The following is a 21,532-nucleotide window of genomic DNA, read 5'->3' on the forward strand; positions in this document are numbered from 1 at the left end:
CGGACGGCGATCAGTTCATCGCCGACCGCGCTTCCGCTTTCATCTTGGCGATATCACGCAACGCGCTGGCGAGGACGTCGGGCGTCTGGGCGCCGCTCACGCCATATTGCTGGTCGAAAATGAAGAACGGCACGCCGCTGACACCCATCTGCTGGGCCGACTCAATTTCGGCAACGATCAAGTCGCTATCCGCATCGGACGCCAGAAGCGCCGCGATAACCGAGCGATCGAGCCCGGCTTTCTCTGCGATATCAAGCAGCACGGCGTGATCGCCGACGTTCTTGCCCTCTTCGAAATTCGCCTTGAACAATGCATCGACGACGCGATCCTGCTTTTCCCGGTCCTCGGTCACCGCCCAGTGAATGAGCCGGTGGGCGTCGAGCGTATTCGGGCCGATCTCGATCGCGTCGAAATTGAAGGCTATACCAACTTCGCGGCCAAGGCCGGTCAGCATCGCATGAGCGCTTGCAACGCGCTCTTCGCCACCAAGCTTGGCGGCAAGCGACTTCTTCTGATCCACGCCTTCCCGGGGATAGTCGGGATTGAGCCGATAGGGCCGCCAATTGACGTCGACACCAACCTCGTCCTGTACCTCGGCGATCGCGAGTTCCAGCCGCGCCTTTCCGAGATAGCACCAGGGACATACGACATCCGAGACGACGTCGATCGTTATACGTTCCATGGCTACATCCTTCCGTTTTGGCGCCTTTGAAATTCATCTAGGCGCTTTGGGAAGAAGCTTCAACCGGTTACCAAAAGGGAACCATGCCTATTGGACGGAAGCGTCCCACCATGTGGGCAACTGGTACCCGTAGAGGGGCAGCGCATCGGGACGGCCGACGCGCTTGCGCCGCGCCACCCATTGCTGGTCGATATGGTAGAGCGGCACGACGTAATGTCCGGAGATCAGCATCCGATCGAACGAGCGTACAGCATCCTGGAAATCTTCCGCGGTCTGGGCAGACAGCATATGGGCAATGAGGGTATCGACGTCGGGATCGGCGACGCCGGCAAAGTTCTCGCTGCCTTCGCGATCGCGAGCGACCGAGCCCCAGCGGCCGACTTGCTCTATGCCCGGGGAGAGCGACGACGTGAACGACTTGATAATCATGTCATAGTCGAAGTTGATGGTTCGCCGCTGGTATTGAGAATCGTCGACCGTGCGGATCGCCACCGCTACGCCGAGCAACTCCAGCGTCCGCCGATAGGCGATCGCCAGCCGCTCCTGGTCGGTGCTTTGCGTCATGATCTCGAACGAAAGTTGACGCCCAGAAGCGTCGACCATCTTGCCGTCCTTGATCGTGTACCCGCCCTGCTTCAGCAGATCGACCGCCTTGCGGAGGACCGTCCGATCGCGCCCTGTGCCGTCTGTTACCGGCAGCTTGTAGGTCCCGTCGAGAACGGTAGGATCGATGCGGTCCTTAATGGGGCCGAGCATTTCCAGCTCGCGCGCATCGGCCGGCACGCCAAAGGAAGAAAGGTCGGAATTCTGCCAGTAGCTCTCGGTTCTGGTATAGGCGCTGGACGACAGGTTCTTGTTGACCCATTCGAAGTCGAAGGCCAGCGAAAGGCCTTCACGCACCTTGGGATTGGCAAAGATGGCGCGCCTCGTGTTGAAGACGAAGCCGAGCATTCCGCTTGGCAATTTCGGCTGGAATACGTCCTTGACGACGGCGCCTGACGTTACGGCTGGGAAGTTATAGGCCTGTGCCCAATGGCCGGGACTACCATCGGCATAAATGTCGATATCGCCCTTCTTGAAGGATTCGAACAGCGTCGTTTCCTGAAGGAAATAATCGACGGTAATCAGGTCGTAGTTGTCTGTACCGACCTTGGAGGGGACATCTTTGCCCCAGTAATTTGGGTCGCGCTCGAACACGATGCTTTCGCCGGGATTGACGGACTTCACCTTGTAAGGGCCGGAGCCGACCGGAGGCGTGAGCGATGTCTGGTCGAACGTATCGGGGTTGATCGCGTGCTGTGGGAGGATAGGCGTCGAAAGCGCGATGATCATTGGCGTCTCGCGATCCGCCTTGTCGTTGAGCGTGAACCGAACGCTATGGTCTCCGACTTTTTCCAACTTGGCGACTGCGTTGAGGCGGTTTGCAAAAGGCACGCGACCCTTGTCGCGCAGCAGGTTGAAACTGAAAATGACGTCGTCGGGCGTCACCGGCTGCCCATCTGACCATCTCGCATCGGGATCGAGATTGAACTGGATGAATGTGCGCTTGTCGTCCCATTCCACGGTCTTCGCCAATAGCCCGTACATCGTGAATGGCTCGTCGCGCGAGCGCTGCATCAGCGATTCGTAGACGAGATTACCGAATTCCGGGTCCCACATGCCGCGCGCGGTTGTGCGCATGCTTTTGAGGATGAATGGGTTGAGACTGTCGAAGGTTCCGACCACGCCATAGGTTATATGCCCACCTTTTTTGACGGTCGGATTGACGTAAGGAAAGGCCTTGTAGTCAGCGGGCAGGGCAGGGTCGCCATGCATCGCAATTCCATAGAGCGGCTCCGCTGTGGCCTGGCTGCAAAGCATTGCGAAGTTGAGGAAAAGGGCGACCCGGAGCGCTTGCATGGCATCCTTTCCGGCAAGGGATATGATTCGCCGGAACATTATCATGGCAGTATCGAATTCAACACGATGGAGGCGAATTTCTTGTTGCGGTTCATCAAAAGGCCAAAGAAACGCTGGATATCCTGATCAGTGCAATGTAACAGGTGGTCCGGAGTTTCGGGTCATGCATTCGCCTTAATTTTTAGACAGGTGGACGGCGGTTTGACCCGACTGGCATGGGGCGGCAGGAAGCTGCTCCGCATCGGAATTCAGGAGGCGGATACGCTATGATGTTCAAGACTGAAAACAAAATGAGGGCAGCCCTTTCTGCTCTGGCTCTCATCATCGGCGCAGCAGCCCCTGCAGCTTCGTTCGCGCAGCAAGCCGACCCCGCGGCAGCAGCACCCGCCGCAGGCGCCGACGCTGCCGGCGGCACGCCGCGCCTCGGCTGGTACAAGACCTGCAGCAAGCAGGAAGACAACGACGTCTGCATCGTCCAGAACGTGATCATGGCAAACAACGGCCAGATCGTCACGGCGATCGGCCTCATCTCGATCGACGGCAAGCAGGCCCGCAAGGCCATGCAGGTCTCCGTTCCGACCGCACGCCTGATCGGACCCGGCATCACCATGCAGATCGACGGCGGCAAGGGCCAGAAGCTCGACTACGCCGTCTGCCTGCCTGATCGCTGCATGGCCGAAGTTCCCTTGACCGACGCGATGATCGCAGCGCTCAAGAAGGGCACCGACGTCACCTTCACCTCGATCAACTTCCGTCGCACGCCAAGCCCGATCAAGATTTCGCTCGACGGTTTCGGCGCTTCCTATGACGGCGATCCGATCTCGCAGTCCAAGCTTGCCGAGAGCCAGAAGAGCCTGCAGGACAGCATGCAGAAGAAGGCCGAGGAAGCCCGCAAGAAGCTTGAAGACGCCCAGAAGGCCGCCAAGCAGCAGTAGTTTCACTGCGCAATAGTCTTTCAATGAAAGAGCCCGGCGAAAGTCGGGCTTTTCTTATGCGATATGCAGGCAATAAAAAAGGGAAGCTGCAGAGCAACTTCCCGGGGATTCCGATTTCATATCGTGGCTTTAGTGGGCGAAGCTCATCTTGGGTCTGAACTGCCCGGTCGGCTCACGGTCGAATATCTGGTAGACTTGCGGATTGCGAAGTGGAAGCCCACTTTCATCACTGACAAGATTTTGCTCCGAGACATAGGCGACGTATTCGGTGTCTTCGTTCTCGGCGAGCAGGTGATAGAACGGTTGTTCCTTGCTCGGGCGCACCTCGGTGGGAATAGAATTCCACCATTCGTCCGTATTCGCGAATTCGGGGTCAACGTCAAAGATCACCCCGCGGAACGGGAATACACGGTGCCGAACCACTTCGCCGATATTGAATTTTGCTTTGCTTTGTTTCATGGCGCGACTTCCTTTCAAGCAATGATGTGGTGGTTTTGTTTGCAAAAATCAAGGTTTTTGCCTTGTTTCCTTCAAACAGCTGTCACACTTGCTGTTCTCGCCGGCCGCCACGCCGGCAGAAAAAAGCCCCGGCAAACCGGGGCTTTCACTTTCAGCGATCAAGACGAGTAGTACATGTCGTATTCGACGGGATGAGGGGTCATCTCGTAGCGCATGACCTCGACCATCTTCAATTCGATGAATGCATCGATCTGGTCGTCGTCGAACACGCCACCGGCGGTCAGGAACTTGCGATCCTTGTCGAGGCTTTCCAGCGCTTCGCGCAACGAGCCGCAAACGGTCGGAATCTTCTTCAATTCCTTCGGCGGCAGGTCGTACAGATCCTTGTCCATCGGCTTGCCGGGATGAATCTTGTTCTTGATGCCGTCGAGGCCGGCCATCAGCATGGCAGCAAAACCGAGATAGGGATTAGCAGTCGGATCCGGGAATCGGACTTCGACACGCTTTGCCTTCGGATTGGAGCCGAAAGGAATGCGGCATGAGGCGGAACGGTTGCGAGCCGAATAGGCCAGCAGAACCGGCGCTTCGTAGCCAGGCACAAGACGCTTGTAGGAGTTTGTCGACGGGTTGGTGAAGGCGTTGATCGCCTTGGCGTGCTTGATGATGCCGCCGATATAGAAAAGGCAGCTCTCGGACAGGCCCGCATATTCGTCGCCGGCGAAGGTCGGCTTGCCGCCCTTCCAGATCGACTGGTGAACGTGCATGCCCGAACCGTTGTCGCCGAAGATCGGCTTCGGCATGAAGGTTGCCGTCTTGCCATAGGCGTTGGCCACCTGGTGCACGACGTACTTGTAGATCTGAATCTTGTCGGCGTTACGCACCAGCGTGTCGAACTTGACGCCGAGCTCGTGCTGGGCAGCGGCGACTTCGTGATGGTGCTTTTCAACGACAACGCCCATTTCGCCGAGCACTGTCAGCATCTCGGAGCGCATGTCCTGGCAGCTGTCGACGGGAGGGACGGGGAAGTAGCCGCCCTTGACGCGCGGACGGTGACCGAGATTACCAGTCTCGTAGTCGGTGTCGTCGTTGGACGGCAACTCGCTGGAATCCAGCTTGAAGCCGGTATTGTAGGGGTCGGCCTTGTACTTGACGTCGTCGAAAACGAAAAATTCCGGTTCGGGGCCGACGAAGATCTGGTCGCCGATGCCGGATGCCTTCAGATAGGCTTCGGCCTTCTTGGCGGTGCCGCGCGGATCGCGGTTATAGGATTCGCCGGAGATCGGATCCAGGATGTCGCAGATGATGACCATCGTCGACTGTGCAAAGAAAGGGTCCATGTGGACCGTATCCGTGTCCGGCATCAGCACCATGTCGGACTCGTTGATGGCCTTCCAACCGCCGATCGACGAACCGTCGAACATGACGCCGTCGGCGAACATGTCTTCGTCGACACAGGAGACGTCCATTGTGACATGCTGCAGCTTGCCTTTTGGGTCTGTAAATCGCAGGTCGACGAACTTGACGTCGTTATCCTTGATTTGTTTGAGAATTTCGTTTGCGGTCGTCATTAAAATGCTTCCCTTGACTGTGATGACGATATGAAGCTTCGCCGGATCGGCGAGGCAAATTAGATAGCGTCTATGCCCGTTTCACCGGTCCGGATACGGATAACCTCTTCGATATTGGACACGAAGATCTTTCCGTCGCCGATACGGCCGGTCTGGGCAGCCTTGCGGATAGCGTCGATGACGGCTTCCGCATTCTCGTCCGCCAGCACCACCTCGACCTTCACCTTCGGCAGGAAGTCGACGACATATTCGGCCCCACGGTACAATTCCGTATGGCCTTTTTGACGACCGAAGCCCTTTGCTTCCGTGACAGTGATACCCTGCAGCCCAACTTCTTGAAGGGCTTCCTTCACTTCGTCAAGCTTGAATGGCTTAATGATCGCTTCGATCTTTTTCATGAGAAAATGTCTCTCCGCTTCTCCCGTTAAAGCAGGAAATAACCCGCTTGGCCTTCTCGATGCACGTATCGTGCCAGTTGATTTCGATCATTCGCCGATTTTCCGAAGAATCTGACGATATCCCCCGTATTCATGAGCTTTTCCGAGGAAATTGATAGCCGTTTTATCTGGAAATGAGCTGAAACAACTGAAAAATGAAAAGAAATTGCGATATTCGGAGCCATCGCCTCGCGGAGATCAACTTGGGCAAATGGACAAATATTATGCAAATGATTATTGTTTAACCAAATGAAGGCGCCGAAAACAGGTTGTTTTTCGCCCGTATTTCGCATTGAATGATGTTCATCATGACGCGTCCCCTTTGCGAGCTCCTCCTTACACCTGAAGACATGGCGGCGGTCGATCAGGCTGCTGCTGAATCGGGGATATCATCGTTCGGGCTGATGGAGAAAGCTGGCCACGCCGTCGCTGCCGCCGCCCTGCGACACTTTCCCGAAGCTCTGCGTTTTGTTGTTCTGTGCGGCCCCGGCAACAACGGCGGCGACGGATATGTGGCTGCGAGGGCACTGTGGGAAAGCGGGGCTGCGGTCTCAGTCTTTTCTCTTGGCAAGCCGCAAGCACTGAAGGGCGATGCGGCGCGTGCGTTCGCATCCTGTCCAATCCCCGGCCAGGATATCGCGGCATACGCGCCCCTGTCAGGCGATGTCGTGGTCGACGCCATCTTTGGCGCCGGTCTCGCCCGCCCGGTCCCCGAAGAGGTGGCCCGGCTCATCGGGCGCGTGTACAAGGCCAATGTCCCGGTAGTGGCGGTCGATCTGCCTTCCGGGCTGGACGGGCTCAGCGGCAGAATTCTTGGAGCGGCATTCACCGCGGCCTATACCGTGACCTTCATGACCCGTAAGCCGGGTCATCTGCTGATGCCGGGCCGTGAGCTCTGTGGCACGCTGGAAGTTTTCGACATCGGCATCCCCGCACGGATCGTTCAAGCGCATGCAAAGGGTCAAGTTGCTGAAAACACGCCGGCGCAGTGGCAGGCCAGCGTGCCGGCTTCCCTGATCGAGACGCACAAGTACAAGCGCGGGCATCTCGTCGTCTTCTCAGGCAGCGCGACGGCAACCGGCGCCGCGCGGATGTCGGCCATGGCCGGCCTCAGGGCCGGCGCCGGGCTTGTCACCATTGCATCCTCGCAAGAGGCGATGGGCGTCAACGCAAATTTGCTGACGGCAGTCATGTTGCGACAGATTGAAACCGAGAAGGACTTGAACGCCTGGCTCGAGGACAAGCGCCTGACGACGTTCGTCCTCGGCCCCGGCTTCGGTATCGGCAAGAAGGCGCGCAAGTTCGCGCTTGCACTCACCAATCGCCATTTGGTGCTGGATGCTGACGGCATAACCTCGTTTCGCGAAGATCCGGCGCAATTGTTCGACGCCTTTGCCGAAGGCGCCACGCGACTTGTGCTGACACCACATGAAGGCGAATTCGCCCGTCTTTTTCCCGACATTGCTGTGAACTATAGCCTCAGTAAGGTGCAGAAGGCGCAGGCCGCGGCCAAACGTGCCCATGCAGCTATCGTGTATAAGGGGGCCGATAGTGTCATCGCAGCACCTGATGGCCGCGCGCTGATCAACACCAACGCGCCGTCCTGGCTGGCAACCGCCGGATCGGGCGACGTGCTCGCCGGCATTATCGGCGGGCTGTTGGCGCAAGGCATGCCGACATTCGAGGCCGCCGCTGCCGGGGTCTGGCTGCACGGCAAGGCTGGCCAAAGTGCCGGCAAGGGCCTGACGGCGGAGGACCTAGTGGCTCACGTAAGGCCGCTGTAGCCAGCGCTCGCCTGCTATTTCGCCAGTTGCCCCTGCAGAGCGATCGCACCGTGTGGCGCATTGACCTTGCCCTCGTGGATCATGAACGCGAAGACATCGCGGGGCTCGGTCGCGACCTTGCGCTTCTCGTCGATTAGCGGCAGATCGTCGGGGACGCCGCCTTTTGACCAGGTCTCGAGCCGCAAGGCCCAATCCTTCAGCTCCTTCGGCGGGTAACAAGTCTTGATCTCGTCCGAACCCTTCTGCAGGCGCGCATAGACGAAGTCGGCAGTCACGTCGGCGATCATCGGATAATCGTGATGCTCGGCACAGACCGGGGCGACCTTATACTTCGCCAGCAGGGTCACGAATTCCGGTACCTTGAACGAATCATGCCGGACCTCGACCACATGTCGCAACGGCAATCCATCCTGCTTCGCCGGCAGAAGCTTCAGGAAAGCCTCGAAATCGTCGGCATCGAACTTCTTGGTCGGGGCAAACTGCCAGAGCAGCGGACCAAGATGCTCGCCGAGCTCGCTGATGCCGGAATTCAGAAAACGCTCCATCGACTCGCCCGCTTCGGCGAGAACCCGACGATTTGTCACGAAACGCGTTGCCTTCAGCGAGAAGATGAACCCCTCCGGCACATCAGCGCCCCATTTGGCAAAGGTCGCCGGCTTCTGGGTGCTGTAATAGGTGCCATTGACCTCGATGACCTTCAGTTGCCGGCTGGCATAGTGAAGCTCGTCCTTCTGCTTGAGATCGTCAGGGAAGAACGTCCCCCGCCAGGGCTCGAACGTCCAGCCGCCGATGCCCGTGCGGATTGTACCAGTCTTGGTCATGCAAGCCTCCCTCGAACCCTAATCACTCCGCCGCCGCCACTCTTTTCACCGGCCGGCGCTCCAGCAGGTCCTTCAGGAATTGCCCGGTATAGGACCGTCGCTCCTTGACGATCGCCTCTGGTGTGCCGACAGCGACAATCTCGCCCCCGCCGTCGCCGCCTTCAGGGCCGAAATCAAGCACCCAGTCGGCGGTCTTGATGACCTCCAGATTGTGCTCGATAACCACGACGGAATTTCCCTGATTGACCAGTTCGTGCAGCATTTCCAGCAGTTTGGCGACATCGTGGAAATGTAGGCCGGTGGTCGGCTCGTCAAGGATGTAGAGCGTGCGTCCGGTCGAGCGCTTTGACAGTTCCTTGGCTAGCTTGACGCGCTGGGCTTCGCCACCCGAAAGCGTGTTGGCCTGTTGTCCGACCTTGATATAGCCGAGGCCGACATCCTTCAGCGACTGCAGCTTGTCACGCACAGCTGGAACGGCTGCGAAAAAGTCGACACCTTCTTCCACCGTCATGTCGAGCACGTCGGCAATCGATTTGGTCTTGAAGGTGACGTCGAGCGTTTCCCTGTTGTAGCGCTTGCCGTGGCAGACATCGCAGGTCACGTAGACATCGGGCAGAAAGTGCATCTCGATCTTGATGACGCCGTCGCCCTGGCAGGCCTCGCAGCGCCCGCCCTTGACGTTGAAGGAGAACCGGCCCGGCTGATAACCGCGCGCCTTTGCCTCTGGCAGTCCGGAAAACCAGTCGCGGATCGGTGTAAATGCGCCGGTATAGGTTGCCGGATTGGAGCGCGGCGTACGGCCGATCGGCGACTGGTCGATGTCGATCACCTTGTCGATATGCTCGAAGCCATCGATACGATCGTGATCCGCCGGATTTTCGCGCGCGCCCATGACGCGGCGTGCAGCGGATTTATAAAGCGTCTCGACGAGGAACGTTGACTTTCCGCCGCCGGAAACGCCCGTCACGGCGGTAAAGACGCCGAGCGGGATCGAGGCGGTGATGTTCTTAAGGTTGTTGCCACGGGCGCCGACGATACGGATTTCCTTGCCCTTCTTCGGCTTGCGCCGCTCCGAAGGCACGGGAACGCCGAGCTCGCCCGAGAGATATTTGCCCGTCAGCGACTTCGGGTTCGCCATGATTTCCTGCGGCGTGCCATGGGCGACGACATGTCCGCCATGGACGCCGGCGGCAGGTCCGATATCGACGACGTCGTCGGCGCTCATAATCGCATCTTCGTCATGCTCGACGACGATGACCGTATTGCCGATATCTCGCAGATGCTTCAGCGTCTCGAGCAGTCGCGCGTTGTCGCGCTGGTGCAGGCCGATCGACGGCTCGTCCAGCACGTAGAGAACGCCGGTCAGGCCGGAGCCGATCTGCGACGCGAGGCGAATACGCTGGCTTTCGCCGCCGGACAAGGTGCCCGAGTTGCGTGACAGGCTGAGATATTCGAGGCCGACATCATTGAGGAAACGCAGACGATCGCGAATTTCCTTGAGGATGCGGACGGCAATCTCGTTTTGCTTCGACGTGAAGGACGCCGGCAATGTCTCAAACCAGTCGCGCGCGACACGGATCGACATTTCGGAGACCTGGCCGATATGCAACGTGTCGATCTTGACGGCAAGCGCCTCTGGCTTCAGGCGATATCCGTTGCAGACCGGGCAGGGCGCGGCCGACATATACCGATCTATCTCCTCGCGCGCCCAGGCGGAATCCGTTTCCTTCCAGCGGCGCTCGAGGTTCGGAATGATGCCCTCGAAATTCTTGTGGGTGGTGTAGGATCGCGCGCCGTCGGCGTAGTGGAACTCGATCTTGTCCTCGGTGCCATGCAGGATGACGTTCTTGGCCTCATCCGGCAAGTCGTTCCATCGGCTGCCAAGCTTGAAACCGTAATGCTTTCCGAGCGCTTCAAGCGTCTGATTATAGTAGGGCGACGTCGACTTGGCCCACGGCGCAATGGCACCATCGCGCAATGTCCGCTCGTGCTCGGGGACGATCAGGTCGGGATCTATCTTCTGCAGCGAGCCGAGCCCATCACAGGACGGGCAGGCGCCGGAAGGATTGTTGAACGAGAACAGCCGCGGCTCGATCTCCGGAATGGTAAAGCCGGAGACGGGGCAGGCGAACTTCTCGGAGAAGAGCACCCGCTCGTGCGTTTCGTTCAACGATTTGTTGGCCGAACCACCTGCCGACGTATCTTCCGGCGGCAGCGGCTTGTCGGCAAATTCGGCGACCGCAAGACCGTCCGCAAGGCGAAGGCTGGTCTCGAAGCTGTCTGCAAGGCGCGCAGCGACATCTGCGCGTACCACGATGCGGTCGACGACGACGTCGATATCATGCTTGTATTTCTTGTCGAGAACCGGAGCCTCGGCAATCTCGTAGAACTGGCCGTCGACCTTGACGCGCTGGAAGCCCTTTTTCATCAGCTCCGCCAGTTCCTTTTTATATTCGCCCTTTCGACCGCGCACGAGCGGCGCAAGGATATAAAGCCTCGTGCCTTCCTCATAATCGAGGACGCGATCGACCATCTGGCTCACGGTCTGGCTCTCGATCGGCAAGCCCGTCGCCGGCGAATAAGGAACACCGACGCGCGCAAAGAGCAGGCGCATGTAGTCGTGGATCTCGGTGACCGTGCCGACCGTCGAGCGCGGATTGCGCGAGGTGGTCTTCTGCTCGATCGAGATCGCCGGCGAAAGCCCGTCGATCTGGTCGACATCAGGCTTTTGCATCATCTCCAGGAACTGCCGCGCATAGGCCGACAGGCTTTCGACATAGCGTCGCTGGCCCTCGGCATAGATTGTGTCGAAGGCGAGCGAGGATTTCCCGGAGCCGGAAAGGCCGGTCATCACGATCAGCTTGTTGCGCGGAAGATCAAGGTCGATGCCCTTGAGATTGTGCTCGCGCGCGCCGCGGATGGAGATGGTCTTGAGTTCACTCATCGTTCAGCTGGTCCCTTGTGTCAGCCCTTATTTAGTGATGCGCGCTGGCGAGTCGAGGCTGAAACGCATTGACATGTGAGGTTTTCGATTCGGTTGACAGGATCATAGTGATAAACTAGAACAAATAAAGAACAAAAATCCTTGTGGATGAACCGCGCTTAAAGCCCACTGGCTGGTGTTCATGCGCTAAGGTGAGAAATTAAATTGGAACGCCGCTCGATGGGGCGGACATAGGGTGGTTGGTATGGCTGGTAGTGTGAACAAGGTAATTCTGATCGGAAATCTCGGTGCAGACCCGGAAATCCGCCGCACCCAGGACGGTCGTCCGATCGCCAACCTCAATATCGCAACGTCTGAGACCTGGCGCGACCGCACCTCCGGCGAGCGCAAGGAAAAGACTGAGTGGCACCGTGTCGTGATCTTCAACGAAGGCCTCTGCAAGGTTGCCGAGCAGTATCTGAAGAAGGGCGCAAAGGTCTATATCGAAGGCCAGCTGCAGACCCGCAAATGGCAGGACCAGAACGGCGTCGAAAAATACTCGACCGAAATCGTGCTCCAGGGCTTCAACTCAACTTTGACGATGCTCGATGGCCGCGGTGATGGCGGTGGCGCCAGCGAAGGCGGTCGGGGCGGTGCGCGTGGCGGCAATGACTTCGGTGGTGGCGGCGGCGGATATGGCGACGACTACGGCCAGCCTTCGTCATCTTCATCGGCTCCTAGTCGCGGCGGCGGCAGTGGCGCCAGCGCTGGCGGAAACTTCTCCCGCGATCTCGACGACGATATTCCGTTCTGATCGATCCCGAAATCCAAGTCAGATCGATCAATATAGCGGCCCGCCTTTCGGCGGGCCTTTCTACGTTGCGGCTTGAGTTATCAAATTCATCGCTGATTTGACGCCATCGACAACGAACTGCGCAGCAAGGGCTGCCAGAATGACGCCGAGCAGCCTCGTGAGGATCGCCCGCCCGGTCACACCCAGCAGGCGGTCGAGCCTTTCGGCAATCACCAATGCGGCGAAGACCAGGCCCAGATTGACAGCGATGACGCCGATCAACTGCATCCGGTCGACCGTTCCCTGCAGGGAACCTGCCAGCAGGATCGTCGCCGATATGGCCCCAGGGCCGGCGATCAGCGGCAGGGCGAGGGGAAAGACTGCTATGTTGTGAATATGGTCCTGGGTGATCGCAACCGTTGTGGTCTTTTCCTTGCGGTCCTGACGCTTCTCGAACACCATCTCGAAGGCAATCCAGAAGAGAAGCAATCCGCCGGCGATGCGGAAGGCGCCGATCGATATCCCGAGGACGTTGAGCACGCTTGCGCCGAACAGAGCGAAGGCCGCCAGGATGAAGAAAGCAATCAACGAGCCCCGCAGCGCCACCTGGCCGCGCTCGGCGCGGTTCATGCCTGTCGTCAGTCCGAGAAAAAGCGGAGCGAGGCCCGGCGGATCGACGGTGACCAGCAATGTCGTGAAGGCATTGATTAGCGTGTCTACACTCGCCATATTTGCTCCGGCTTCCAGATTTTCATGCGGTCGGCGCCATTGTTATGTGATGATTTCGGTTTCGCAAAGTGCGAGACTGGCAAGGTTGTGTCGCTCGCCATCGAAATGTGCGATTTAAAGGCTTTAGAAGGCAAAAGCCTGTTCAAAACATGCGCTGAAATTGGCGCAGGAGCATGGTTTCCGCTATAAATTCTGCAGTGATTCTAAGAGAGATCGTGATCTGTTTTGACTGAACAATCCCCACCCGGCGGCGGGAAATTCCCGCCAGGTATCGAGCCCATCTCCATCGTGGAGGAAATGCAGCGGTCGTATCTCGATTACGCGATGAGCGTGATCGTGAGCCGAGCTCTTCCTGACGTTCGCGACGGCCTCAAGCCCGTTCACCGGCGCATCCTGTTCGGCATGTCCGAGCTAGGTATCGACTGGAACAAGAAGTACGTGAAGTGCGCCCGCGTCACGGGTGACGTGATGGGTAAATTCCATCCGCACGGCAACTCGGCGATTTACGACGCCCTGGCGCGCATGGCGCAGCCTTGGTCGTTGCGCCTGCCGCTGATCGACGGCCAGGGCAATTTCGGTTCGGTGGACGGCGACCCTCCGGCGGCCGAACGTTACACCGAGTGCCGTCTGGAGAAGGCCGCGCATGCGCTGCTGGACGATCTCGACAAGGATACGGTCGACTTCCGCGAGAACTATGACGGCACGCTGAGCGAGCCTGTTGTCGTACCCGCCAAGTTCCCCAATCTCCTGGTCAACGGCGCCGGCGGCATCGCGGTCGGGATGGCGACCAACATCCCGCCGCACAACCTCGTCGAAGTGATCGATGGCTGCATCGCTCTGATCAACGATCCGACGCTCGAATTGGCCAACCTCATCCAGATTATTCCCGGTCCGGACTTCCCGACTGGCGCCAAGATCCTCGGACGCGCCGGCATCCGCCTGGCCTATGAGACGGGCCGCGGCTCGGTCATCATGCGCGGCGTCGCGACCATCGAGCCGATGCGCGGCGACCGCGAACAGATCATCATCACCGAAATTCCCTATCAGGTGAACAAGTCGACGATGATCGAGAAGATGGCAGAACTCGTGCGAGAAAAGCGCATCGAGGGCATTTCCGATCTTCGCGACGAATCCGACCGCCAGGGCTACCGCGTCGTCGTCGAATTGAAGCGCGACGCCAATGCCGACGTCATCCTGAACCAGCTTTATCGCTACACGCCGCTTCAGACCTCGTTCGGCTGCAACATGGTGGCGCTCAACGGCGGCAAGCCGGAACAGATGACGTTGCTCGATATGCTCCGCGCTTTCGTCTCGTTCCGCGAAGAGGTCATAAGCCGGCGAACGAAATATCTCCTCCGCAAGGCACGCGACCGCGCCCACGTCTTGGTCGGTCTCGCAATCGCCGTCGCCAACATCGATGAAGTGATCCGCGTCATCCGCCAGGCGCCCGATCCGGCGTCGGCCCGCGAACAGTTGATGACGCGCCGCTGGCCCGCGTCGGACGTTGAAAGCCTCATCCGGCTGATCGATGATCCACGTCACCGCATCAACGAAGACCTGACCTACAATCTGTCGGAAGAGCAGGCACGCGCCATTCTCGAATTGCGCCTGGCCCGCCTGACGGCGCTCGGCCGCGACGAAATCGGCGATGAGCTCAACAAGATCGGCGAAGAGATCAAGGATTACCTCGACATCCTGTCGTCGCGCGTCCGTATCCAGACGATCGTCAAGGACGAACTGATCGCGGTCCGTGACGAATTCGGAACGCCGCGCCGCACCGAGATCGTCGATGGCGGTCTCGAGATGGACGACGAGGACCTGATCGCTCGCGAGGACATGGTCGTTACCGTCTCGCATCTCGGCTACATCAAGCGCGTACCGTTGACAGCGTATCGTGCCCAGCGTCGTGGCGGCAAGGGCCGCTCCGGCATGACGACGCGAGACGAAGATTTCGTTACCCGGCTATTCGTCGCCAACACGCATACGCCTGTTCTGTTCTTCTCGTCGCGCGGGATTGTCTACAAGGAGAAGGTCTGGCGCCTGCCGATCGGTACTCCAACGGCACGCGGCAAGGCTCTGATCAACATGCTGCCGCTTGAAAAGGGCGAGCGGATCACCACGATCATGCCGATGCCGGAGGATGAGGAAAGCTGGAACAACCTCGATGTGATGTTCTCGACAACACGCGGCACCGTTCGCCGCAACAAGCTGTCGGATTTCGTCCAGGTCAACCGTAATGGCAAGATCGCCATGAAGCTCGAGGAGGAGGGCGATCAGATCCTCTCCGTCGAGACCTGCATGGAAGAAGATGACGTTCTGCTGACGACTGCGCTCGGCCAGTGCATACGCTTCTCGGTTTCCGACGTGCGTGTCTTTGCTGGCCGAAATTCGATCGGTGTGCGCGGCATCAACATGGCCGAGGGCGACCGGATCATCTCCATGACGATTGTGAGCCATGTCGATGCCGAACCCTGGGAGCGCGCGGCTTATCTGAGGCGCGCTGCAAACGATAGGCGTCTGACGACAGGCGAAGCTGAGGAAATCGCGCTGGTCGGCGAGGAAGTCACCGAAGAGGGACAACTGACCGATGAGCGCTACGAAGAGCTGAAGGCACGCGAGCAGTTCGTACTGACGGTTTCCGAAAAAGGCTACGGCAAGCGGTCGTCTTCGTACGACTTCCGCATTTCCGGACGTGGCGGCAAGGGCATTCGCGCCACCGATACGTCCAAGACTGCAGAAATCGGCGAACTCGTCGCGGCATTCCCGGTCGACGACGGAGACCAGATCATGCTGGTTTCAGATGGCGGGCAGCTCATTCGTGTTCCGGTCGGCGGCATTCGCATTGCCAGCCGAGCAACCAAGGGCGTCACGATCTTCTCGACGGCCAAGGACGAAAAGGTCGTCTCGGTCGAGCGGATCAACGAGCCCGAAGATGAAGAGGATGTCATCGAAGCCGACGAAATGACGCCCGAAGGCGGCGTGGTCGACGGCGATACACCTGAAGCCGACGGCGGCGGGGAAACCGAAGCTTAAATCACAGCGAACAAGCAGCTGAGGGACCGGGCGGCGTTGCTGCCCGGTTTTCGTTTGGAAGGGCGTCAAACGCGCAAGCACAAAAAAACGGACGCGTGGGGGACGCGTCCGCTTCGAAAGTGCCCGAGCGTCGGATGGTCCGAACGCTTCGGGCCGGGGAAAACCTAGAAAGCCTTGTGGTGCTTGTTCACCTGCTTCATCTCTTCGCTCTCGCGTCGCAGCGCCGAAATGGTGGAAGCCACGGACACGATGAACATGATGCTGATGATGGCCGTAAGCACTGTCAAAATCGTGAACATGGTCGTTCCTCTCTTTTACAGAATTGCGTTCAGACCCTCAGTATTGGCTGGCAACAAAAGGCCGAGCCGAAGCAAATGGACCGTAAACCTTTGCCGGATCCATCTTCTGATCATAGAGTGCGATTGTGGCTGCCAGCATGCCCGAGATCATCATCATCCAAATTATGTTAATCATGGTGACCTTGTTGGACATATGTTTTTTCCTCTTCAGCACAATCTGCATTGCTATGGTTCGATCTGATAACGCATCCGCAAAAAATTGGTTCCGCCGGATGTTCAATGTCTGTTTACCAACGCCACTCTGAAGCGACCTTGAATGGCTTGTTCATCTGGCGTTCAGGTTTCTCTGAGCCTCACGAAGCCGTGCAACGACGTCCTTTGCCAGGTCCGGTTCGGCTGCTTGCGGAAGTGAAACCCACTCGATCTCGTAGTATTTCGAGACCTCGTGCAAGATCAATTCAGCAATGACGGACGCGATGACAGCGGTGGCGAGAAAAAGAACTAGCATTGCCGCTTTTCCTGTGGGTGGGTCTCCAACAACCGAATGGCCGTGGTGGACGTTGACTCCAATAAAGCATGCCCAAGCTGAAACGGCCTTGAATGAAGCGTTCATCTACGGTTCAGCGCGCCGCGGCGGATGGCAGTAAATCACTTGCGAGGCGGCCATATCCGTGACAAAAGGCCTCCAAACAACCCGGCCGGTAGCGCATGACGACAGCCTTTTATCCCGGATCCTTCGATCCGATGACAAACGGACATCTTGACGTTCTCGTCCAGGCGTTGAACGTCGCGTCGTCGGTCATCGTGGCAATCGGCATTCATCCCGGCAAGACGCCGCTGTTTTCCTTTGAGGAGAGGGCGGAACTGATCCGTCGCTCGCTGGCGTCCACCTTGCCGCACAAGGTCGGTGATATCTCCATCGTCGCTTTTGACAATCTCGTTGTCGACGCTGCCCGCGCCCATAATGCGACGCTGCTCGTTCGAGGGCTGCGAGACGGAACGGACCTTGATTACGAAATGCAGATGGCCGGGATGAACCGCCAGATGGCGCCTGATATCCAGACCTTGTTTCTACCCGCCGGCACCGCATCGCGGCCCATAACCGCCACATTGGTCCGGCAGATCGCATCTATGGGCGGCGATATCAGCGCCTTCGTGCCTGCCGCAGTTCTTGAAGCCCTGAAGGCCAAGTCGAAGGCCTGAGCATGATCCCGAAAAGTGCGAAGCGGTTTTTGGGACCGGATCATGCCAGATCAAAAGCCGAAACCTATCTTTCCAAACGGAGCATCCCATGAAATTCATTCATATCGCGTTTGCCGGGCTTCTCTGCCTTGCCGCGTTTGCCGGCAGCGCTTTTGCCGCAGCCGACGACAATTTCATCACCATCCAGCTTAAGGAAGGCCCGGTCGTTATCCAGCTGATGCCTGAAGTTGCGCCGAAGCATGTCGCGCAGATCAAGGCGCTGGTCGCCAAGGGCGAATACGACAACGTTGCCTTCCACCGCGTCATCGAAGGCTTCATGGCCCAGACAGGCGACGTCAAGTTCGGCAACCTCAACAAGGGCTACGACGCAAGCCAGGCCGGCATGGGCGGTTCCGATATGCCTGATCTTCCGGCGGAATTCTCCAAGGTTCCCTTCACTCGCGGTACCGTCGGCATGGCCCGCTCGCAGGATCCGAACTCGGCAAATTCGCAGTTCTTCATCATGTTCGGTGACGGCCCCTTCCTGAACGGCCAGTACACCGTTGTCGGCAAGGTCGTCTCCGGCATGGAACTTGTCGACAAGATCAAGCGTGGCGCAGGCGAGAGCGGCGCGGTCACCGGCCCGGATCGGATGATCAAGGTCACCCTGGGCAAGAAGTAAATTTCAAGAAAGAGGAAAAGAGCAATGGCTGAGATCAAGGATCCAGAAAACACCATCATCCTGGAAACCACCAAGGGCAAGATCGTCATCCAGATGTTGCCGCAGGTAGCACCTGAACACGTCGCTCGCATCAAGGAGCTCGCCCGCGAGAAGGCCTATGACGGCGTGGTCTTCCACCGCGTCATCAACGATTTCATGGCGCAGACCGGCGACGTGCAGTACGGCAAGCAGGGCGGCGAACATTTCAACCCGGCCCGCGCCGGCATGGGCGGCTCATCCAAGCCTGACCTGAAGGCTGAATTCTCCGCCACGACGCACAGCCGTGGCACCTGCTCCATGGCGCGTTCGCAGAACCCGAACTCGGCCAATTCGCAGTTCTTCATCTGCTTTGCCGATTCACCCTGGCTGAACAAGCAATACACCGTCTGGGGCCAGGTCATCGAGGGCATGGACAATGTCGATAAGATCAAGCGCGGCGAACCCGTGAAGGATCCGGATTCGATCGTCTCCATGCGGGTTGCTGCTGACGTCTGATTGTGACTAATCCTTGAACCCGCCCTATGCGCTTCGGCGCCGGGGCGGGTTTCGTTTTTGCTTGAGATTGCCAGATGCGCGTTGACCTTTTTGACTTCGACCTGCCCGACGAGCGCATTGCGCTGCGTCCCGCCGAGCCGCGCGATAGCGCACGGCTGCTGGTCGTCGATCCCAATTCGCCATCGCAACTCTCAGACCATCGAGTGCAGGACCTGCCGTCCTTCCTCCGGCCTGGTGACGCGATCGTCTTCAATGACACCCGCGTGATTCCAGCCCAGCTTGAGGGTACAAGGCATAGGGAAGGCGCGCCGGGGCAGCAGGTTTCAGCAACGCTGCATATGCGCGTCGCCCCCGACCGCTGGAAAGCCTTCGCCAAGCCCGGCAAGCGCATCAAGGTTGGCGATCGCATCCAATTCGGCCACGACGGCAACTCCTGCATGCTCGGCTCGCTGGAAGCGACCGTTGAGGAAAAGGGTGACAGCGGCGAGATCACGTTGCACTTCGATCTTTCCGGCCCGTCGCTGGACGAAGCAATCGCTACGGTCGGACATATCCCGCTGCCGCCCTATATCGCCGCCAAGCGACCGGAAGACGAGCGCGATCGTACCGACTATCAGACCATCTATGCCCGCGAAGAAGGTGCGGTGGCCGCCCCGACCGCAGGCCTGCATTTCACTCCCGCTTTGTTCGATACGCTTGATCGGCTGGGCGTCGAGCGGCACTTCGTCACGCTGCACGTCGGCGCCGGAACGTTTCTGCCTGTCAAGGCCGACGATACCGACGACCACAAGATGCATCTCGAAATCGGCTACGTCAGCGCTGAGACGGCTGCCAGGCTCAATGCCGTCAAGGCGAGGGGCGGGCGTATCGTCTGCGTCGGCACGACGTCGCTTCGCCTGATCGAGAGTGCTGCCGACAACGACGGAACCATTAAGGCTTGGTCCGGCCCCACGGGAATCTTCATCACACCGGGCTATCGATTCAAGGCGGTGGACATCCTGATGACCAATTTTCACTTGCCGCGATCGACCCTGTTCATGCTGGTATCGGCTTTTGCAGGCTTCGAGACCATGCATGGAGCCTACCAGCATGCGATAGGATCCGGCTACCGGTTCTATTCCTACGGCGATGCCAGCCTGTTGTTTCGGCCAGCCCTTGTTCCAGGACAGACTAGATGAGCGATACCTTCCAGTTCAATTTAAAGAAGACGAATGGCGGGGCGCGTCTCGGCGAAGTCTCGATGCCGCGCGGGACGATCCGCACGCCGGCCTTCATGCCGGTCGGCACTGTCGGCACCGTCAAGGCCATGTATCTCGACCAGGTCAGGGATTCCGGCGCCGATATCATTCTCGGCAATACCTATCACCTCATGCTGCGCCCAGGTCCCGAGCGCGTCGCCCGTCTCGGCGGCCTGCATGAACTGATCCGCTGGCCCTGGCCTATCCTTACGGATTCAGGCGGTTTCCAGGTCATGTCTCTCTCCGGACTGCGCAAGCTTGACGAGAGGGGTGTGACCTTCAAGTCGCATGTCGACGGCAGCCTGCATCACATGTCGCCGGAGCGCTCCATCGAAATCCAGGGGATGCTCGATTCCGATATCCAGATGCAGCTCGATGAGTGCATAGCGCTTCCGGCAGAGCCGAAGGAAATCGAACGCGCCATGGAAATGTCATTGCGCTGGGCAGAGCGTTGCAAGGTTGCCTTCGGCACACAGCCCGGCAAGGCCATGTTCGGCATCGTCCAGGGCGGCGATATTCCGGAGCTTCGCATTCGCTCCGCAGAGGCTTTGACGCAGCTCGATCTCAAAGGATATGCCGTTGGCGGCCTGGCTGTCGGCGAGCCGCAGGGCGTCATGCTGGAAATGCTCGAAATCACGCTTCCAGCCCTGCCGACGGAGCGCCCGCGCTACCTGATGGGCGTCGGCACGCCGGACGATATATTGAAGTCTGTCGCGCGCGGCATCGATATGTTCGATTGCGTCATGCCGACCCGTTCAGGCCGCCATGGTCTGGCCTTTACCCGCCGTGGCAAGGTGAATATCCGCAATGCCCGTCATGCGGAGGACATGCGGCCGTTGGACGAGCAATCAAACTGCCCGGCCTCGCGCGATTACTCCCGCGCCTATCTGCATCACCTCGTCCGCTCCAACGAAGCGCTCGGTGGCATGCTGCTGTCCTGGCACAATCTGGCCTACTACCAGGAATTGATGCTGGGCATCCGCAAATCAATCGACGAAGGTCGCTTTGCGGATTTCATGGCGGAAACGCAGGAGACATGGGCGAGGGGCGACATCGAAGCGGTCTGATACCGGCGAGAGGCGTCAGATGCCCTGGCTCGCCGTATTCGGCACGATCTGCACGCCGTTGATCTTGTAGCTGCCGTCGGGCTGGCGGGTAACCTGGTAGATCGCCGACCAATCCTTGCCGTCGCTGCCGGTGATCAGCACCTCCTGGTAGATCGTCGCGCCATCATCGACGGATTTGCTGCGCCCGAAGGCGTAGTTGCCCGGATGATAGACCGGCTCGTAGCTCTTCTTCACCATCGCGAAGAAGGCGTCCTTGTCGGGAAACATCGCCTTGATGCCGGGTGCCGCAAAGGAATATGCAGCGGCGGCGTCATCATGCAGAAACGCCTGGATTTGCTGCTGGATCATCGCCTGCGTAGTCCGCAAGGCATCCGCCGCCCGAGCCGGCAGTACCGGCGCGAGCGAGGCAAGACAGAAGATGATGGCAGCAGAAAAAGCGCGCATGAAACGACCTCCTGAGATATGCG

Annotated in this window: 22 protein-coding genes; 9 read left to right on the forward strand and 13 right to left on the reverse strand. The window is 58.9% G+C overall.

What is annotated here, in order from left to right; translation table 11 throughout:
• Positions 1–10: 10 nt before the first annotated feature.
• Positions 11–682, reverse strand: coding sequence for a DsbA family oxidoreductase (locus CPY51_RS21520; protein ID WP_111162261.1), 672 nt, complete (start codon positions 680–682; stop codon positions 11–13).
• 87 nt (positions 683–769) lie between these two features.
• Positions 770–2,581: an extracellular solute-binding protein gene (locus tag CPY51_RS21525; RefSeq protein WP_111162262.1), complete on the reverse strand. Its 1,812-nt coding sequence runs from the start codon at positions 2,579–2,581 to the stop codon at positions 770–772.
• 266 nt (positions 2,582–2,847) lie between these two features.
• Here CPY51_RS21525 and CPY51_RS21530 point away from each other — a divergent pair, with 266 nt between their 5' ends.
• Positions 2,848–3,516, forward strand: coding sequence for an invasion associated locus B family protein (locus tag CPY51_RS21530; RefSeq protein WP_111162263.1), 669 nt, complete (start codon positions 2,848–2,850; stop codon positions 3,514–3,516).
• A 129-nt stretch (positions 3,517–3,645) separates the two neighbouring features.
• Here the strand turns inward: CPY51_RS21530 and hspQ are convergent, their stop codons facing one another.
• The 4 genes from hspQ to CPY51_RS32340 all read right to left on the reverse strand — a co-directional run bounded on the left by hspQ (position 3,646) and on the right by CPY51_RS32340 (position 6,273).
• Complete coding sequence (hspQ, locus tag CPY51_RS21535; RefSeq protein WP_111162264.1) at positions 3,646–3,975, reverse strand: heat shock protein HspQ; 330 nt, start codon at positions 3,973–3,975, stop codon at positions 3,646–3,648.
• 158 nt (positions 3,976–4,133) lie between these two features.
• Positions 4,134–5,543, reverse strand: a complete 1,410-nt coding sequence (gene glnA / locus CPY51_RS21540; protein WP_111162265.1) for a type I glutamate--ammonia ligase — start codon at positions 5,541–5,543, stop codon at positions 4,134–4,136.
• A gap of 59 nt (positions 5,544–5,602) precedes the next feature.
• The gene (locus CPY51_RS21545) at positions 5,603–5,941 is read right to left on the reverse strand and encodes a P-II family nitrogen regulator (RefSeq protein WP_003579240.1); all 339 of its coding nucleotides are present in this window, start codon (positions 5,939–5,941) and stop codon (positions 5,603–5,605) included.
• A gap of 26 nt (positions 5,942–5,967) precedes the next feature.
• Positions 5,968–6,273 (reverse strand): hypothetical protein, encoded by a 306-nt coding sequence (locus CPY51_RS32340; RefSeq protein ID WP_146260154.1) that lies wholly within the window; start codon positions 6,271–6,273, stop codon positions 5,968–5,970.
• 15 nt (positions 6,274–6,288) lie between these two features.
• On the opposite strand from CPY51_RS32340, the gene CPY51_RS21550 reads away from it, so the two are divergent.
• Complete coding sequence (locus CPY51_RS21550; RefSeq protein ID WP_111162310.1) at positions 6,289–7,764, forward strand: NAD(P)H-hydrate dehydratase; 1,476 nt, start codon at positions 6,289–6,291, stop codon at positions 7,762–7,764.
• A gap of 14 nt (positions 7,765–7,778) precedes the next feature.
• Here CPY51_RS21550 and CPY51_RS21555 read toward each other — a convergent pair whose 3' ends face one another.
• Positions 7,779–8,585 carry a DUF72 domain-containing protein gene (locus CPY51_RS21555; RefSeq protein WP_111162266.1) on the reverse strand — a complete coding sequence of 269 codons (807 nt, stop codon included), beginning with the start codon at positions 8,583–8,585 and terminating at the stop codon, positions 7,779–7,781.
• A gap of 22 nt (positions 8,586–8,607) precedes the next feature.
• A complete protein-coding gene (gene uvrA, locus CPY51_RS21560) occupies positions 8,608–11,529 on the reverse strand; it encodes an excinuclease ABC subunit UvrA (protein ID WP_111162267.1) in 2,922 nt (973 codons plus the stop codon).
• 244 nt (positions 11,530–11,773) lie between these two features.
• On the opposite strand from uvrA, the gene CPY51_RS21565 reads away from it, so the two are divergent.
• Positions 11,774–12,322, forward strand: coding sequence for a single-stranded DNA-binding protein (locus CPY51_RS21565; protein ID WP_111162268.1), 549 nt, complete (start codon positions 11,774–11,776; stop codon positions 12,320–12,322).
• Between the two features lie 60 nt (positions 12,323–12,382).
• On the opposite strand, the gene CPY51_RS21570 is transcribed toward CPY51_RS21565, so the two are convergent.
• Positions 12,383–13,030 carry a MarC family protein gene (locus CPY51_RS21570; protein WP_111162269.1) on the reverse strand — a complete coding sequence of 216 codons (648 nt, stop codon included), beginning with the start codon at positions 13,028–13,030 and terminating at the stop codon, positions 12,383–12,385.
• 225 nt (positions 13,031–13,255) lie between these two features.
• Here CPY51_RS21570 and gyrA point away from each other — a divergent pair, with 225 nt between their 5' ends.
• A complete protein-coding gene (gyrA, locus tag CPY51_RS21575; protein WP_244598744.1) occupies positions 13,256–16,063 on the forward strand; it encodes a DNA gyrase subunit A in 2,808 nt (935 codons plus the stop codon).
• Positions 16,064–16,227: 164 nt separating this feature from the next.
• Here gyrA and CPY51_RS33840 read toward each other — a convergent pair whose 3' ends face one another.
• From CPY51_RS33840 to CPY51_RS21580, 3 genes are all read right to left on the reverse strand, one after another.
• Positions 16,228–16,362, reverse strand: a complete 135-nt coding sequence (locus CPY51_RS33840) for a hypothetical protein (RefSeq protein WP_275540488.1) — start codon at positions 16,360–16,362, stop codon at positions 16,228–16,230.
• 37 nt (positions 16,363–16,399) lie between these two features.
• Positions 16,400–16,555 (reverse strand): hypothetical protein, encoded by a 156-nt coding sequence (locus tag CPY51_RS32870; RefSeq protein WP_195909592.1) that lies wholly within the window; start codon positions 16,553–16,555, stop codon positions 16,400–16,402.
• 132 nt (positions 16,556–16,687) lie between these two features.
• Positions 16,688–16,870, reverse strand: coding sequence for a hypothetical protein (locus CPY51_RS21580; protein ID WP_111162270.1), 183 nt, complete (start codon positions 16,868–16,870; stop codon positions 16,688–16,690).
• A gap of 200 nt (positions 16,871–17,070) precedes the next feature.
• Here CPY51_RS21580 and coaD point away from each other — a divergent pair, with 200 nt between their 5' ends.
• The 5 genes from coaD to tgt all read left to right on the forward strand — a co-directional run bounded on the left by coaD (position 17,071) and on the right by tgt (position 21,065).
• Positions 17,071–17,565 (forward strand): pantetheine-phosphate adenylyltransferase, encoded by a 495-nt coding sequence (gene coaD / locus CPY51_RS21585; protein WP_111162271.1) that lies wholly within the window; start codon positions 17,071–17,073, stop codon positions 17,563–17,565.
• A gap of 88 nt (positions 17,566–17,653) precedes the next feature.
• On the forward strand, positions 17,654–18,226 hold the full coding sequence (locus CPY51_RS21590) for a peptidylprolyl isomerase (protein WP_111162272.1): 573 nt from the start codon (positions 17,654–17,656) through the stop codon (positions 18,224–18,226).
• A 24-nt stretch (positions 18,227–18,250) separates the two neighbouring features.
• Positions 18,251–18,760 carry a peptidylprolyl isomerase gene (locus CPY51_RS21595; RefSeq protein WP_111162273.1) on the forward strand — a complete coding sequence of 170 codons (510 nt, stop codon included), beginning with the start codon at positions 18,251–18,253 and terminating at the stop codon, positions 18,758–18,760.
• 74 nt (positions 18,761–18,834) lie between these two features.
• On the forward strand, positions 18,835–19,938 hold the full coding sequence (gene queA / locus CPY51_RS21600; RefSeq protein WP_111162274.1) for a tRNA preQ1(34) S-adenosylmethionine ribosyltransferase-isomerase QueA: 1,104 nt from the start codon (positions 18,835–18,837) through the stop codon (positions 19,936–19,938).
• Entirely contained in the window at positions 19,935–21,065 is a 1,131-nt protein-coding gene (gene tgt / locus CPY51_RS21605) for a tRNA guanosine(34) transglycosylase Tgt (RefSeq protein WP_111162275.1), read from the forward strand. The genes queA and tgt overlap by 4 nt, the downstream gene beginning before the upstream one ends.
• Positions 21,066–21,080: 15 nt before the next feature.
• Here tgt and CPY51_RS21610 read toward each other — a convergent pair whose 3' ends face one another.
• The gene (locus tag CPY51_RS21610; RefSeq protein ID WP_111162276.1) at positions 21,081–21,509 is read right to left on the reverse strand and encodes a DUF4864 domain-containing protein; all 429 of its coding nucleotides are present in this window, start codon (positions 21,507–21,509) and stop codon (positions 21,081–21,083) included.
• Positions 21,510–21,532: the final 23 nt, after the last annotated feature.

The sequence above is a fragment of the Arminella tubonensis genome (assembly GCF_003240585.1).
GTDB classification, from domain to species: domain Bacteria; phylum Pseudomonadota; class Alphaproteobacteria; order Rhizobiales; family Rhizobiaceae; genus Rhizobium; species Rhizobium tubonense.